This is a genomic window from Mucilaginibacter sp. RCC_168, assembly GCF_041355315.1.
GTDB lineage: Bacteria > Bacteroidota > Bacteroidia > Sphingobacteriales > Sphingobacteriaceae > Mucilaginibacter.
In genome coordinates this window covers 132709-149239 of the sequence record NZ_JBFUPN010000012.1, presented here as the reverse complement: position 1 = coordinate 149239, position 16531 = coordinate 132709, and the positions used below count along the sequence as shown (strand labels likewise).

The following is a 16531-nucleotide window of genomic DNA, read 5'->3' as shown; positions in this document are numbered from 1 at the left end:
AAGTACATTCAATCACGTTCACGGTCATAAACCATGCAGGAAGAGGCCCCATATATCAATACCTGGTGCAAAACGGTCGAGAGATCGCTGGATTGGGGCGAAAGCTCGTCATGGAACGATCATGATTTTGAAAAACTGGGCGAGCTTATATTTCAGAAAACCGGTACCCTGCTAAGTATCACTACCCTCAAGCGCATCTGGGGACGGGTTAAATACAACAGCTCGCCCACCATAGCTACATTAAATACCATGGCGCGCTTTGCCGGAGCTGAAGATTGGCGTATCTATAAAAAAAATACAACAGCTGAAAAAAAGATCTGCACCCCGCCGGTATCCCAAACAGGCATTAAACAAAAAGGCTATATTATTGTGTCAATGGGCATGGCATTGGTTGTTGTGGTATTAGGCATATTGGCCGCCCGCAATTTAGCTCCGCCAAAAGTTGTAAAACCCAACCTTAACGGGCCGGTTAAATTTTCCAGCCGGAAAGTGACCGATGGTCTGCCTAATTCTGTAGTTTTTGATTATGACGCATCGGCCCTAAACATTGATAGCGTAACCCTGCAGCAAACCTGGGATCCATCGCGGGTAGAAAGACTGGCTACCAGCGGCCGGCAGCATACCTCTATCTATTATTATCCGGGCTATTTTACAGCAAAACTGATTGCCAACGGCCGGATAAAAAAAGAGAACCCGGTATTTATTAAAACACGCGGATGGACAGGCATCATCGGCAGAAATAATAATCCGGTTTACCTGGATGATAAGGACATCCATCGACCCGGAGGTATGGGCCTCGATAGTAAAACACTGGCCTTAAAATTATCATCGCCGGTATTTAATGGCCAATGGCTCAGTTTTTATAATGTACGTGAGTTTGACGGCCTGGATGGCGGTGATTTTACATTCGAGACCACCCTACGTAATACCTCGGGAATGGATGAATCATCCTGCCGGAAAATGATCCTGTATATTTTAGGTAAGCAGAATGCCATCATTATCCCCCTGGCCGATAAAGGCTGTATTTCGGACCTTAATATATATACCTCGTCTGACTGGATATCGGGCAAAGACCATGACCTGAGTGCCTTTGGCTGCGATTTCAGCAATTTTCAAAAACTCAAATGCGAGGTAAGGGATATGAAATTAAGCGTGTATTTAAACAGCAAGCTCATCTTTACAAAGCCTATCACCCAAACCATTACCCAAATCGCGGGTATCTGTATAGCCTTTGAAGGTTCAGGCGAAATAAAGAATGTAAAACTGGGCAATCGGGATAAATTAGTACTGGACGATAAGTTTGGGAGGTGATATTCTGTTTTAGTTATAAATTATGAATTAATGTAATATGATCCGCTATTTTCCTTTAGATAATCGTAATAAAAAATTATATGCAGAAATAGGTGAAGCTATCAAACAGTATTACCCTATTGGAGTAATGCCTGATTCTCCCGAATATAATGCGCATCCTGGGATGAAAAAAATCATGGCTATTATGGAGGAGAATGCTACCCAAAATAAAAAATTCAACAAGCCATGGGCTGATTTTCTAAAAAAACTGCGAAGCGGATCAAAAAGCAAGATACACAACTGTAGCTATTTGCATGATGTATCTTTTAGCGGTGAGCTCATCCTCGAACGCTACCAGGATGATGCATTGCTGAGGATAAAAATGATCCGGTTTTCCGTTAGCTTAATTGCCCCCTACTTTACTATATACGGCGTCGATGAAACCGTTATAAAAGAAAAGGCAGATGAATTAGCTTACGGTTACCGTGCCATTAATGTAATCACTGAATCGCCATACATGGAATTTGGAACCGATTTTAATTATTTACAAAGGGAAATCGAGGCGCAATTTGTAGATTACAGTTTTGTTCCGATCAGAACAAGCTTGCTTTATGTTAAGGGCCTGCATACACCATATTTGGGGCCTGATGAATGTAAAGTACATAACGCGCTGTTCAATGGTTATTTTGATTTTGCGCCCGTCATATTTTTCCGGGGCGAAATGTATTATGGCAGTGGCCCCAGTAACATTACTGTTGAGTTATTTCCTCCGCCTCCAACAGCTTAATTAGTAAATAATTTCGTTTAAAAATCCGGCTCCCGCACCCAACACCTTACTCCATCAATCCATTCAGCTTATGGTCGGTGTTATCACCGCACCACTATTATCAACTTAAAAAAGTTCTTGTAAGTAACCATAACGTGGTGCGGTGATAACACCGACCACAGGCTTAAAGAATGTAAAATTGGGTAATAGTGATAAGGTAGTGCTGGGTGATCAATCTGCAAAGTAATATCCCAAGCTATTGAATAATAAACCCTCTCTATTAAAAACAACTACCCATGTATTGAAAAAGATTCTTTTATAAAAAAATAATAGCAAGCTTTATAATAGCAATCTATTTTTATGAAAAGAACGTTACCTGTAAAAGGCGTCTCTATTACCGGCACTTTCCCTCTAATCCATGTCATCTGCAATCTGCTCCTGATTGCTTTGTGTGTTACATGCTCTTTCGGTTATGGGCAAACTAACATCATAGATACGGGCATCATGCCCCAGGTTTTTGCGCCCGGCATGATATCCACACCTTATTCAGAATGGTCAACATCTTTTACACCCGATGGACAGACTGTTTACTCGAGCCAGGGAAGCATTTACTGGACCATCGTTTTTTCGAAACGGCAGAACGGGCAATGGATGAAACCAAAGGTTGCCTCATTTTCGGGTAAGTTCAGGGATACCGACCCTTTTGTAACACCCGATGGGAAAAAGATCTTTTTTATTTCTAACCGTCCGCCAAAAGGTAAGCCTCAGGATAAATCACAGCAAGCCGAGCATATCTGGTATGCTGATCATCTGACGGGGGATGCCTGGGATACACCACAACAACTCGATTCAGTTATTAACTTAACCGGCATCAGCAATTATGCCCCATCGGTAAGTGCCAGGGGTACGCTTTTTTATTGCTCGCGCCGTAAAGAGCTTACTGGTATGCAAAGTTTTTACGCCGCATGGCTGGGCAGTCATTATGATAAACCCCGGCAGCTTATTATCCCCGGCGTGAGCGAGATACAAGATCCTTTTATCGCCCCAGATGAAAGCTATCTTGTTTTTTTAAGTGGTAACGATATCTACATCAGTTTTAAACAAAACAACAATTGGGGCCAGGCGCAAAAGTTAGGGCCGGCGGTTAATAATGGCGATGGTAATTCATCACCTTATGTTTCGGCTGATGGAAAAACCTTGTATTATAGCTCCAACCGGATACAGGGATTTTATAAGCGCGACCTGAAAAAACCGGCCCTTAATTATGATGAGCTGATCAAAGAAAACAACAGTCTTTTTAATAGCCAGGGCAATATTTTAATGATTCCTATTCACTTACCACAGCACACTGGTAATAAATAATTTAACCTTCTATCCCTCCATAAAACCCGCCTATAAATTGGGGCATCAACCTATTACAAAAACTTTTTTGCGCAACCACTTGAAAATCAAAAAATAAGTCCGTACTTTTGCAGTCCTTAAAATAAGGATAAAACTGTAAATACAAAAAAGGAAAAATGCCTACTATTCAGCAATTAGTTAGAAAAGGTAGAGTAGCTCTGGTTGACAAGAGTAAGTCACCAGCGTTGGACAGCTGTCCACAGCGAAGAGGCGTATGCACCCGTGTGTATACCACTACCCCTAAGAAACCAAACTCAGCAATGCGTAAAGTTGCCCGTGTGCGCTTAACCAACGGAAAAGAAGTAAATGCTTACATCCCTGGTGAAGGTCACAACTTACAGGAGCACTCCATCGTGTTGATCCGCGGTGGTCGTGTTAAGGATTTACCAGGTGTACGTTACCACATCATCCGTGGCGCGTTAGATACATCAGGTGTAGCCGGTCGTAACCAACGTCGTTCTAAATATGGTACTAAACGCCCTAAACCAGGACAAGCTGCTGCAGCCCCTGCAAAAGGTAAAAAGAAATAATTAAGGAGGATAGATAGCAATGAGAAAGTCAAAACCAAAAAAGAGAATTATCCTTCCTGATCCAAGGTTCAATGATACCCTGGTAACAAGGTTTGTAAATAACATGATGTATGATGGTAAAAAATCTACCGCGTACTCTATATTCTACAACGCAGTTGATATTGTTGAGAAAAAAACCAGCGAAAACGGTTTAGAGACCTGGAAAAAGGCTTTAAACAATGTAATGCCTGCTGTTGAAGTAAAAAGCCGCCGTGTAGGTGGTGCTAACTTCCAGGTACCTACAGAGGTTCGTCCGGAGCGTAAAATAGCTTTGGGTATGAAATGGTTGATCAGCTATGCCCGTCGTCGTGGTGAAAAAACCATGATGGAGAAATTAGCCGGCGAGATCATCTCAGCAGCTAAAGGTGAAGGTGCAGCAGTGAAGAAAAAAGAAGATACGCATAAAATGGCTGAAGCCAACAAAGCGTTCTCACACTTTAGGTTTTAATTATTGAATTAGTGAATTAGTGAATTATTGATTACATAACATTATGCTAATCGGTAATTCACAAATTCGCAATTCCTTAAACAAAATTTACTGAATAACAGAATCAGTGACTTGAAATCTTAAAAAGTAATTTTCACTCACTAATTCACTAATTCAATAACTCAATAATTAACATGTCAAGAGATCTAAGATATACAAGAAACATAGGTATTGCCGCCCACATTGATGCCGGTAAAACCACCACAACCGAACGTATCCTTTATTACGCCGGTGTTAGCCACAAAATTGGTGAAGTGCACGAAGGTGCCGCAACTATGGACTGGATGGCACAGGAGCAGGAACGTGGTATCACTATCACTTCTGCAGCTACAACCGTAAACTGGAAATACAGGGGCCACAACTATCACATGAACATCATTGATACTCCGGGACACGTGGATTTTACCGTTGAGGTAAACCGCTCCCTGCGTGTATTAGATGGTTTGGTTTTCCTTTTTAGCGCGGTTGATGGTGTTGAGCCACAATCTGAAACTAACTGGAGGCTTGCTAACAACTATAACGTTGCCCGTATCGGTTTCGTTAATAAGATGGACCGTTCTGGTGCCGACTTCTTAAACGTTGTTAAACAGGTTAAAAGCATGTTAGGCAGCAACGCCGTTCCATTGCAATTGCCGATTGGTGCTGAAGAGCATTTTAAAGGTGTGGTTGACTTAATTAACTGGAGAGGTATTGTTTGGAATGAGCATGATAAAGGTATGACCTTTACTGAAGTGCCTATTCCGGAGGATATGATCGAGGAAGCAACTGAGTGGAGAGAGAAATTATTGGAATCAGTAGCTGAGTATGATGAAAGCCTGATGGAAAAATTCTTTGACGCTCCTGAAACTATCACCGAACGCGAAGTGCTTGACGCTTTACGTAAGGCAGTTTTAGATGCTAAGATTGTTCCTATGGTTTGCGGTTCATCTTTCAAAAACAAAGGTGTACAAACCATGCTTGATTACGTGATGGAACTATTGCCTTCACCAATGGACGTTGAAGGTATCATCGGTACAAACCCTGATACTGGCGAAGAAGTATTACGTAAACCAGATGTTAAAGAGCCATTTGCAGCTTTAGCATTTAAAATCGCGACTGACCCGTTTGTAGGTCGTTTGTGCTTTATCCGTGTTTACTCTGGTAACCTGGAAGCCGGTTCATATGTACATAACATGCGTTCTGACAACAAAGAGCGTATCAGCCGTATATTCCAAATGCACGCTAACAAGCAAAACCCTATCCCTAACGTAGGTGCAGGTGATATTGCTGCGGTAGTAGGCTTTAAGGATATCAAAACTGGCGATACCCTTTGTGACGAGAAACACCCGATCATTCTGGAGTCAATGAACTTCCCTGAGCCGGTTATCGGTTTAGCTATTGAGCCTAAAACACAGGCCGACGTAGATAAATTAGGTATGGCCCTTGGTAAATTAGCCGAAGAGGATCCAACCTTCCGTGTAAACTCTGACGAAGAAACCGGCCAAACTGTAATTTCAGGTATGGGCGAGCTTCACTTGGATATCATCATGGACCGCTTAAAACGTGAGTTTAAAGTAGAGGTTAACCAGGGTGCTCCGCAAGTTGCTTACAAAGAATCTATCACAGGTACTATCCAACACCGCGAAACATATAAGAAACAAACCGGTGGTCGTGGTAAATTTGCCGATATACAGGTTATCCTTTCTCCAAATGACGAAGGTAAAGAAGGTTTACAGTTTGTGAACGAAATCAGCGGTGGTTCAATCCCTCGTGAGTTTATCCCATCTGTTCAAAAAGGCTTCGAAGCTTCAATGGTAAACGGTGTATTAGCCGGCTATCCATTAACCAGCTTAAAAGTTCGCTTAATTGATGGTTCATTCCACGCTGTCGATTCAGATGCTTTATCATTTGAGTTAGCTGCTAAAATGGCTTACCGTGAGGCATTGCCAAAATGTAAACCAGTATTGCTGGAGCCGATCATGAAGATCGAGATCTTAACCCCTGAAGAAAACATGGGTGATGTTATCGGTGACATGAACCGTCGTCGTGGCCAGCTTTTGGGTATGGATTCACGTGCAGGTGCACAGGTTATTAAAGCTACTGTACCACTTTCTGAGATGTTTGGTTATGTAACCCAGTTACGTACCATTACTTCAGGCCGTGCTACTTCAACCATGGAGTTTGATCACTATGCTGAAGCGCCACGTAACGTACAGGACGAAGTAGTAGCCAAAGCAAAAGGCAAAAAAGCTGCTGCAAACGCGTAAATTAATTTTGAATTATTGAATTAGTGATTTAGTGAATTAAAACACAAAAAACTGATTCAATAATTCATTAATACAATAAATCAACAATTGCTCTAATAAATAGCTCTTAGGGTAATTAAAATCAAAAACAACATGAGCCAAAGAATCAGGATCAAATTAAAATCTTACGATTACAACCTGGTAGATAAATCTGCCGAGAAGATCGTAAAAACAGTAAAGCCAACTGGCGCTGTAGTTAGCGGACCACTTCCGTTACCAACCGAAAAGAAAATTTTCACCGTATTACGTTCACCACACGTAAACAAAAAAGCACGTGAGCAATTTCAATTATGCTCATACAAGCGCTTATTAGACATTTACAGCTCTAATTCAAAAACTGTAGATGCCCTGATGAAGCTTGAATTGCCAAGCGGTGTTGAAGTTGAGATCAAAGTTTGATAGACGACCGGCCCACTGAAAGGTGTGGGATAACATAAAAAAACACCATCCGAAACCGGATGGTGTTTTTTTGTTATGAAACGTTTACTCACCCATTACGTCATTGCAATGACGCGCGGGCTGTAAAAGTTAATTACATTACATTTGCTGCGGAATAGCGCTCATATCCATATAGGCAAACTCCCATAAGTGGCCGTCAAGATCCTGGAAACCGTGACCGTACATCCAGCCATAATCCTGCTTTTCGTTAGGGACTGTTGCACCGCCAGCTACGGCCTTCCGCACCATCTCATCAACGGCTTCCCGGCTATCCAACGAAATACAATTAATAGTTTCGGCTACTTTGGTAGCATCAGCAATATCTTTTTTAATAAATGATTTAAAGAAAGGCTCGGTTAGCAGCATAAAAAATATGTTATCGCTGATAACCAGTGATGCACCTTGCTCATTGGTGAACTGAGGATTGAAAGAATAACCAAGGCTGGTAAAAAATTCGATAGATTTGTTAAGATCTTTAACCGGTAGGTTTACAAAAATTTGAGTTGCCATAATGTTTTAATATTAGATGTTTATTTGTTTAAATGTCTGATACAAACATACAGGCATTAACCCAACCCGATGAGGGGCAAAAACGACAAATTAAGGGTAAATAAGGACAACTGAACAGGGTATACCTTACAGGCACTTATGTCTCCCATGTCTTTTTTACTTCGCGGGTAGTTTATCGGCAAGTAAAAATTCAAAAAATCTTCAATCGAATATCCCAATTCCGAAATTTCTACAACGGCATATTCCCGTGCTTTTTTCGGGGATTGTTTACTACCTTATTCTCCAGCATTTTAAAGGCCTGTATCAGCTTAAAGCGGGTTTCGGCAGGTTCTATCACCTCGTCAATAAACCCACGTTCAGCAGCCCGGTACGGGTTGGCAAAGGTATCTGAGTATAGTTGCTCCATCTCCCGCCACTTGGCCTCTTTGTCTTCGGCAGTACTGATCTCCCGTTTAAAAATAATTTCGGCGGCTCCCTTGGCGCCCATCACAGCTATCTCTGCCGATGGCCACGCAAAATTCATATCGGCGCCTATGTGTTTGGAGTTCATTACATCGTAAGCGCCGCCGTAGGCTTTACGGGTGATCACGGTGATACGCGGTACGGTGGCCTCGCAAAAGGCATACAGCAATTTAGCACCATTGGTGATAATGGCGTTCCACTCCTGATCCGTACCTGGTAAAAACCCGGGCACATCCTCAAATACCAGCAACGGTATATTAAAGCTATCGCAAAAACGAACAAAGCGCGCCGCTTTGATAGAGGAGTGTATATCCAGCACGCCGGCCAGAAAAGCCGGCTGATTAGCCACAATGCCTATACTTCTGCCGGCAAGCCTGGCAAAACCCACTACAATATTTTCGGCAAAATCCTTATGTACTTCAAGGAATGAGCCCTGATCAATTACATGATCAATGATCTCCCTGATATCATAAGGAGTAGAGGCATTTTCGGGCAGCAGGGTGTTCAACTCCGGTCGGAGCTCGTTGCTGGTTTCGTATGGTAATGCCGGAGCCTTGTCCTCACAATTTTGTGGCATATAGCTTAGCAAAGCTTTTATATTTTGAATAGCGGCAATTTCATTGGCGCAGGCAAAGTGGGTAACGCCCGATTTGGTGGCATGAGTAGTTGCCCCGCCCAGTTCTTCGGAGGTCACCACCTCATGAGTAACCGTTTTTACCACGTTTGGCCCGGTCACAAACATATAGGAGGTATTCTCTACCATCAAAATAAAGTCGGTTATAGCAGGCGAATACACAGCGCCACCTGCACAGGGACCCATAATAGCCGATATTTGCGGTATTACACCCGATGCCATAGTATTGCGGTAAAAGATATCGGCATAACCACCCAGGGACACTACCCCTTCCTGTATCCGCGCACCACCAGAATCATTAAGTCCTATCACCGGCGCCCCGTTTTTGATAGCGAGATCCATGATCTTACAAATCTTTTCGGCATGTGTTTCAGACAATGACCCGCCGAAAACGGTAAAATCCTGCGAAAAAACATAAACCAATCGCCCATTTATAGTACCGTAGCCGGTCACTACGCCGTCGCCCGGATATTTTTCTTTCTCCATTCCAAAATCGGTAGAGCGGTGTGCAACCAACATCCCGATCTCCTGGAAAGAGCCTTCATCCATCAAAAAATGCAGGCGCTCCCGAGCTGTAAGCTTTCCTTTTTTATGCTGACTTTCAATACGTAACGCGCCGCCGCCTTCAAACGCTTTTTGGCGCTTATCCCTTAATAATCCGAGCTTTTTATTCACAATTCAGGTTGATTAAAAAGAATCAAGAGGTGAGAGTCAAAAATTAAGACAAAAACAATAGCTACTCATACCAACATTTCAGATAAGCAATCTTATCTACATGGAAGCTATTTTATTATTGTCCTGACTCTTAATTCTAATATCTTGATTCACGATCCAATAGGTTAAAAATAGTAATTAAATTGATAAAATAAGCCTCACCCTGCCCTCTCTCAAGAGCTACTGTGTATACACATCTTTTCAATGCACTAATAGTTAAAAAAGCTGCTCCAGAGGAGCAAAATGTAAGTAGAAATAATAAAATTCAACCTCTTTAGTGCTGTAGGTACTCAACTAACCTGGTTCACGTTTCTTGATGCGCATTATTTGACCTGCAAAGTTCAATAGTGACGTACCTATGGCACGTAAACTTCTTTTGATTCTATTTCTACCGACATTAAACCCCTCTGGGGGTTTATCAAAAAGATGTGTAAACACAGTAGCTCGTGGAAGATTATTACATGAGAGTTTCACCGTTTATATGAGATTAAATAGTAATTAAATTGTAAGATTAGACTAAAACTATATTCCCCACGTTTTAACAGCTGTATTTTTATATATTTGTAATAATGAAGATCAGGAATTTCAAAACGCTGATAGTAGTAATGTTTATGGGTGTCTTTATGATAAAGATGGCCATATCACTTGCGCCTGCGTTTTTATATCTTGATACCAAAACCGTGAGAGCAGTGATATTGCAGCTTGAACAGGAATCCAAAACTGAAAAAGAAAATCCGGATAAGGATGCATTTAAGGAGAAAAAAGCCTTTGATGAATATTATCTGCACAGTATAGCTCATATTACATTTGTTGCAGAAACTAATATACTCCATAACCAGGAAGATCATTTGTACAAACAGGTATATCACCCTATTGTCCCCACACCCCCTCCCAACGTTTAAATGATTAACCGGATACTTCCCTATCCGGATGCTAACGCTTTACAATTCATTTAAAATTTTATCAAAATAATTTATTAACGATGATGATTTATCATCCTGATCATATATCGGGACGATACTTTCATTCAAATTATCGATCTTATGCAAGATAAGCAAGGTGGCTTTGCTGTGGGCAATCTCAACCTGAAAAAATATTTCTTACCCAAAAACTTAAAGAAGGATATTCCGTCGAGTATCGTTGTATTCCTGGTAGCGCTGCCTTTATGTTTGGGCATAGCGCTGGCATCGGGCGCGCCTTTGTTTGCCGGGGTATTAACGGGTATTATTGGCGGCATTGTAGTAGGTACATTAAGTGGTTCGCAATTGAGCGTGGCCGGTCCTGCTGCCGGTTTAACCGTTATTGTATTAAATGCTATAACCAACCTTGGCTCGTACGAAACCTTTTTGTTAGCCATTGTGCTGGCCGGTGTTTTCCAGATGTTGCTGGGGATATTAAAAGCAGGTACTATAGCCAATTATTTCCCCTCATCGGTAATTGAGGGCATGCTTGCGGCCATAGGTATTATCCTGATCATGAAGCAGTTTCCACATGCTGTTGGCTATGACGCCGACTTTGAGGGTGATGAACGCTTTAGTCAGACCGACGAGCACAATACTTTTTCAGGTATACTGCGAGCGGTAGCCCGTATCAATTATGGTGCTGTTATTATTACTGTTGTTTCGTTAGCGCTGCTCATCTATTGGCCCAAATTCAAGAAACTGGCTATTATACCAGCCCCGCTGCTGGTTGTTTTAGCCGGTATTGGTCTGAGCACGGCATTTGCGGGTAGCGGTTTTGCCTTGTTGGATAAACAATTTGTACATATACCTATTGTAAACAGCAGTGCCGAATTTTTTGGTTTGTTCAAATCGCCAAATTTCAGCGCTATTGGCAACAAAGAAGTTTGGATAACAGCTTTTACCATAGCCGTAGTAGCCAGCTTAGAAACCCTGCTTAGTCTTGAAGCCGTTGATAAGATTGACCCGATAAAGCGTATTTCACCCACCAACCGCGAGCTGGTTGCCCAGGGAATTGGCAACATCACCAGTGGCTTATTAGGTGGCTTGCCCATGACTGCCGTAATTGTACGTTCATCTGCTAACGTAAATGCAGGTGCCCGTACCAAAATGAGCAGCATAACCCATGGTTTGCTCCTGCTGGTATCACTGCTTTGCATCCCCTTCCTTATCAACCTCATCCCGCTATCGTGCCTGGCAGCTATACTCCTCATGACTGGTTATAAACTAACCCGCATCAGCCTGTTTAAGCACATGTGGCATTTAGGCCTGAGCCAGTTTATACCATTTGTGGTTACTATAGTGGCGGTTGTATTAACCGACCTGCTGAAAGGTGTGGGCATTGGTATGCTGGTTGGTATATTTTATATCCTGCGTACCAATTTGCGCAACCCCTACTTTTACCAGATCGATCGTAATGGTGATAAAAAAGTGATCAGGATAAAGCTCGCCGAGGAAGTATCCTTTTTAAATAAAGCTGCCATACAGATAACGCTAACCAGCTTACCTAAAGGCACAGATGTGATCATCGATGGTTCCAACTCCAGGTTTATAGACCCGGATGTGATCGAGATTATCCACAATTACAAGCACAATGCCTACACTAAAGGTATAGTTGTGCAACTACATGAAGTAAAGGAGAAGTATGATATACCTCCTTTAAAAGAATTAATGTATAACCCTAACTAAGAAAATCATGACCTCAATAAATAATAATTTACACCTGGTTAACAATGACAGTTATAACGCCCTGATACGCGGCAACAGCCAATGGGTTGACCTGAAGCTACAGGAAGACTCAGACTATTTTAAAAAACTGGCCAAAGGCCAAAGTCCGGAAGTATTATGGATAGGCTGCGCCGACAGCCGCGTACCTGCCAATGAAGTAACAGGCACCAGGCCTGGTGAAGTATTTGTACACCGCAACATTGCCAACGTAGTGGTACACTCTGATATGAATATGCTGAGCGTATTGGATTACGCCGTAAATGTGCTTAAAGTAAAACACGTAATTGTAGCCGGCCATTATGGCTGCGGTGGTGTTGCAGCCGCTATGAGTAACAAACAGTTTGGTGTTATTGACAACTGGTTACGTCATATTAAGGATGTATACCGCTTGCATGCCAAAGAACTGGATGCCATTGAAGATCAGCAGGAACGTACCAATCGCCTGGTTGAACTTAACGTGAGCGAGCAGGTTTATAATGTTTGCAAAACCACTATTATACAAAATGCCTGGATGGAACGCAGCGATCTGGAAGTTCATGGCTGGGTGATTGATCTGAGCTCCGGCCTGATCAAGGATCTTAAAGTCTCCAGCAGCAGTCCGCATAACCTGGGTTATGTGTATGAGTTCGACAACGCAGATGCTGTTGCTCAACATTCATAAAGGCTGCTGCCCTTAAGCCTTCAAGAATTCTCCCCGCTACCTGCTAAGGGAGAGGTTTATGTTTGGTTTGCCCCGGTTCATGGAAGTGGCCGGGGTTCTTTTTTGGGGCATAAGAATTCACATTGATGATAAAGCTCCCCTCTTGAGAGGGAGCGGGTTGAAATGCGCGGTAGCAGGGGTGTGTTATTCTCGTTGTAATAAACACACCCCTCCACCCCTCTCAAGAGGGGAATCGCACAATCTCTTACTCTTTCCGTAAGGCTTTCTATAAATTCATACCCAATCCTCATTATTTTTATCCTATTTTTATCCTGAGCACCAAGCAAGGGAATTTTATGCTGAGGCAATCAAAAGAAACACGTACTTTAAAACAGAATTTATTGCTGGCGTCGTCAACCGCTTTTGTATCGGGTGTGACCAATGTGGCTGGTATGATCGCTTTTCTGGCTTTTACCTCCAATATCACCGGGCATGTGGCCAACCTGGCCAAACATGTGGTTGAACAGAATTGGGGCGAAATTGTGGTATTTATTATCTGGCTGCTCATGTTTTTCGCCGGGGCTTTTCTATCCAACTTCATTGTACACTCATTGGAGCATAAGAGCCGCTATCGGGCGCACTCCATCCCTATCGTTATCGAGATCATACTGCTGTTGTTCGTTGCTATTTATGGTCATAACTTTTACCGAGAAACCCAAACCGAGCGCGAAGTAGTGATCGGGGTGATTATTTTTTGCATGGGTTTACAAAACAGCCTGGTATCTACCATATCGGGCGGGCTCATCAAATCCACTCACTTAACCGGTCTGTTTACCGATCTGGGCGGCGATGTATCTGAATGGCTTCATCCCAATACGGCCAAAACCGAAACCATCCGTAACAAGATCTACGTACGACTTACCGTACTGGGCTTCTACTTTTTTGGCGGCATCATGGGCGGCTTCTTTTTTAATTTGTATGATTTTGCTATATTTTATTTCATTCCGCTAATTTTGCTTACCATTTTATATTACGATCTTTCGCCGGTGGCACTGCATAAAATAAGCCGGATATTCCGGACCAACAAAAGCAGACCGGTTTAGATCATTACACTCAACATTTATACCTATGTGCGCAAAAACAAACACTCATGACACCAGCCATATTACCTACGAAGGCTTGCTGGAAGGTAACAAACAGTTTATTACAAACGCGTTAGACTCCGATCCGGATTTTTTTAACAAGCTGGCTAACGGCCAAAATCCACCTGTGTTGTGGATAGGCTGCGCCGACAGCCGCGTGCCGGCCAACCAGATCACCAATACTGCACCCGGCGAAATATTTGTACACCGCAATATCGCTAACATGGTTATCCACTCCGATATGAACATGTTGAGCGTGCTGGATTATGCCGTGAACGTTTTAAAAGTAAAGCATGTGATTGTAACCGGTCATTACGGTTGTGGCGGTGTGCTTGCCGCCATGAGCAACAAAGCCTTCGGACTTATTGATAACTGGCTGCGCCACATTAAAGATGTATACCGCCTGCATGCAGAGGAGCTTGATGCCATTACTGATGATATCGAACGCGGTAACCGCCTGGTGGAGTTTAACGTGATCGAGAACGTATATAACCTATGCAAAACCACCATTGTGCAAAATGCCTGGAAAAATGGGCAGGAACTGGGCGTACACGGCTGGGTTTACAGCCTGAGCACCGGCAAAATTGGCGACATGAACGTGAGTACCTATAACAACGATAATATGGAGGATGTGTTTAGGTTTAAATAACCCCCCAGCCCCCTAAAGGAGGAGCTTTTTGATGTGCAGATGTGCAAATTTCAGATGTGCAGATAATTTAAAATAATAAAGCCTTGGTTCTTTTGAGAACCAAGGCTTTATTATTTAATCATGCTATTCAAAAGCTCCCCCTTCAGGGGGTTGGGGGGGCTAAACTTCTTTTTCTAAAAACGGGTACCTGTAATCCTTTGGTGGATCAAAGGTTTCTTTGATGGTGCGTGGCGATACCCAGCGCAGCAGGTTGATCATAGATCCTGCCTTGTCGTTTGTACCAGATCCACGAGCTCCGCCAAATGGCTGCTGACCAACAACGGCCCCTGTGGGTTTGTCGTTAATATAGAAGTTACCGGCAGCATTGCGTAAACGGTAAGTAGCCTCGGCAATAGCATATCTATCCTGCGATATGATAGAGCCTGTAAGCGCGTAGATAGATGTTTTATCTACAATGTTAAGTACTTCATCAAATTTGGCGTCCTCGTACACGTAAATGGTCAATACGGGACCAAACAGCTCCTCGCACATGGTTACATAGTACGGATCATCTACTTTTAATACGGTTGGTTCTACAAACCAGCCAACGGTTTTATCATAGTTACCACCGGCAACCACTTCAACACTTTTATCGGCTTTAGCTTCATCAATGTATTTAGCCAGTTTATCAAACGATACTTCGGTGATCACGGCGTTAACAAAATTTTCAAAATCTTCCACCGGACCCATTTTAAAGGATGCGATATCGCGCTGTACATTGGCTTTTACCGCTGGCCATAACGAGGCCGGGATATAAGCTCTGGAAGCGGCAGAACATTTTTGTCCCTGGTATTCAAAAGCACCACGAACCAAAGCGGTACTTACCACATCGGCATTGGCACTTGGATGGGCCAGCACAAAATCCTTACCACCGGTTTCGCCTACAATACGCGGGTAGGTTTTATATTTATGAATGTTGGTGCCAATAGTTTGCCAGATATTCTGGAATACTTTGGTTGATCCGGTAAAGTGGATACCGGCAAAATCGGGATGGTTAAATATCACCTCGCCTGCAACCGGACCATCAACATAAATCAAATTAATAACACCGGCAGGTACACCGGCTTCTTTAAACACCTTCATGATCACGTTGGCGGCATATATCTGGGTATAGGCAGGTTTCCAAACCACTACATTACCCATCATGGCTGCTGATGAAGGCAGGTTACCCGCGATGGCCGTAAAGTTAAATGGCGTTAAGGCAAACACAAAACCTTCCAGCGGGCGTTGTTCCACACGGTTCCAAACACCTTTGCCTGATACAGGGGGTTGTTGTTTGTAGATCTCGGTCATGTATTCTACGTTAAAACGCAGAAAATCGATCAGTTCACAGGCAGAATCGATCTCGGCCTGGTAGGCGTTTTTCGACTGGCCCAGCATAGTTGCCGCGTTAATTTCGGCACGGTACGGACCGGCAATCAGTTCGGCAGCTTTTAAAAATATGGCGGCGCGCTGCTCCCAGGGTAAATTTTCCCAATCGGCTTTGGCAGCCAGGGCAGCATCAATAGCAGCGGTTACGTGACTGGCATCACCTTCAGAAAAAGTGGCCAGTAAATGTTTATGATCATGCGGCGGACGGATCTCGAGCTTAGTGCCCGTACGTACTTCTTTGTCGCCGATGTACATAGGTATATCCAATTGTTGAGCGCGGGCAGCCTCTAACGCGGCTTTAAGCGCTACACGTTCCAAACTGCGCGGGCCATAGTTTAAAACAGGCTCGTTCTGCGGCGGCGGAACATTAAAAAATCCTTTAAGCATAGATGGGTTATTTATGTTGCCGCAAAGATACGGATTTTGGAGGGAAGGGTGAATTGAGGC

General features: G+C 43.1%; 15 protein-coding genes. 12 read left to right on the top strand and 3 right to left on the bottom strand.

Translation table 11 applies throughout. From position 1 onward, the window contains the following. The first annotated feature begins 33 nt into the window (after positions 1-33). The 7 genes from AB6735_RS13200 (at position 34) to rpsJ (ending at position 7197) form a co-directional block, all read left to right on the top strand. Positions 34-1311: a hypothetical protein gene (locus tag AB6735_RS13200; protein WP_370996314.1), complete on the top strand. Its 1278-nt coding sequence runs from the start codon at positions 34-36 to the stop codon at positions 1309-1311. 37 nt (positions 1312-1348) lie between these two features. Beyond that, positions 1349-2077, top strand: coding sequence for a hypothetical protein (locus tag AB6735_RS13195; RefSeq protein WP_370996313.1), 729 nt, complete (start codon positions 1349-1351; stop codon positions 2075-2077). A gap of 339 nt (positions 2078-2416) precedes the next feature. Then, positions 2417-3418, top strand: coding sequence for a hypothetical protein (locus AB6735_RS13190; RefSeq protein ID WP_370996312.1), 1002 nt, complete (start codon positions 2417-2419; stop codon positions 3416-3418). Between the two features lie 155 nt (positions 3419-3573). Next, positions 3574-3987 (top strand): 30S ribosomal protein S12, encoded by a 414-nt coding sequence (gene rpsL / locus AB6735_RS13185; protein ID WP_002993550.1) that lies wholly within the window; start codon positions 3574-3576, stop codon positions 3985-3987. A 19-nt stretch (positions 3988-4006) separates the two neighbouring features. Next, complete coding sequence (gene rpsG, locus AB6735_RS13180; protein ID WP_090462876.1) at positions 4007-4474, top strand: 30S ribosomal protein S7; 468 nt, start codon at positions 4007-4009, stop codon at positions 4472-4474. A gap of 173 nt (positions 4475-4647) precedes the next feature. After that, positions 4648-6759 (top strand): elongation factor G, encoded by a 2112-nt coding sequence (gene fusA / locus AB6735_RS13175; RefSeq protein WP_370996311.1) that lies wholly within the window; start codon positions 4648-4650, stop codon positions 6757-6759. Between the two features lie 132 nt (positions 6760-6891). Continuing rightward, the gene (rpsJ, locus tag AB6735_RS13170; RefSeq protein WP_022830652.1) at positions 6892-7197 is read left to right on the top strand and encodes a 30S ribosomal protein S10; all 306 of its coding nucleotides are present in this window, start codon (positions 6892-6894) and stop codon (positions 7195-7197) included. A gap of 138 nt (positions 7198-7335) precedes the next feature. Here rpsJ and AB6735_RS13165 read toward each other — a convergent pair whose 3' ends face one another. Both AB6735_RS13165 and AB6735_RS13160 read right to left on the bottom strand, forming a co-directional pair. After that, positions 7336-7746 carry a VOC family protein gene (locus tag AB6735_RS13165; protein WP_370996310.1) on the bottom strand — a complete coding sequence of 137 codons (411 nt, stop codon included), beginning with the start codon at positions 7744-7746 and terminating at the stop codon, positions 7336-7338. Positions 7747-7975: 229 nt separating this feature from the next. Then, positions 7976-9517, bottom strand: coding sequence for an acyl-CoA carboxylase subunit beta (locus tag AB6735_RS13160; RefSeq protein WP_370996309.1), 1542 nt, complete (start codon positions 9515-9517; stop codon positions 7976-7978). Positions 9518-10125: 608 nt separating this feature from the next. Here AB6735_RS13160 and AB6735_RS13155 point away from each other — a divergent pair. From AB6735_RS13155 to can, 5 genes are all read left to right on the top strand, one after another. Further along, positions 10126-10458 (top strand): hypothetical protein, encoded by a 333-nt coding sequence (locus tag AB6735_RS13155; RefSeq protein ID WP_370996308.1) that lies wholly within the window; start codon positions 10126-10128, stop codon positions 10456-10458. Positions 10459-10599: 141 nt separating this feature from the next. Then, positions 10600-12204 (top strand): SulP family inorganic anion transporter, encoded by a 1605-nt coding sequence (locus AB6735_RS13150; protein ID WP_370996307.1) that lies wholly within the window; start codon positions 10600-10602, stop codon positions 12202-12204. A 7-nt stretch (positions 12205-12211) separates the two neighbouring features. Further along, positions 12212-12904, top strand: a complete 693-nt coding sequence (locus AB6735_RS13145; protein WP_370996306.1) for a carbonic anhydrase — start codon at positions 12212-12214, stop codon at positions 12902-12904. A 335-nt stretch (positions 12905-13239) separates the two neighbouring features. Beyond that, entirely contained in the window at positions 13240-13986 is a 747-nt protein-coding gene (locus AB6735_RS13140; protein WP_370996305.1) for a YoaK family protein, read from the top strand. A 25-nt stretch (positions 13987-14011) separates the two neighbouring features. Next, positions 14012-14674, top strand: coding sequence for a carbonate dehydratase (gene can, locus AB6735_RS13135; protein WP_370996304.1), 663 nt, complete (start codon positions 14012-14014; stop codon positions 14672-14674). 159 nt (positions 14675-14833) lie between these two features. Here can and pruA read toward each other — a convergent pair whose 3' ends face one another. Then, positions 14834-16471 carry an L-glutamate gamma-semialdehyde dehydrogenase gene (pruA, locus tag AB6735_RS13130; protein ID WP_370996303.1) on the bottom strand — a complete coding sequence of 546 codons (1638 nt, stop codon included), beginning with the start codon at positions 16469-16471 and terminating at the stop codon, positions 14834-14836. Positions 16472-16531: the final 60 nt, after the last annotated feature.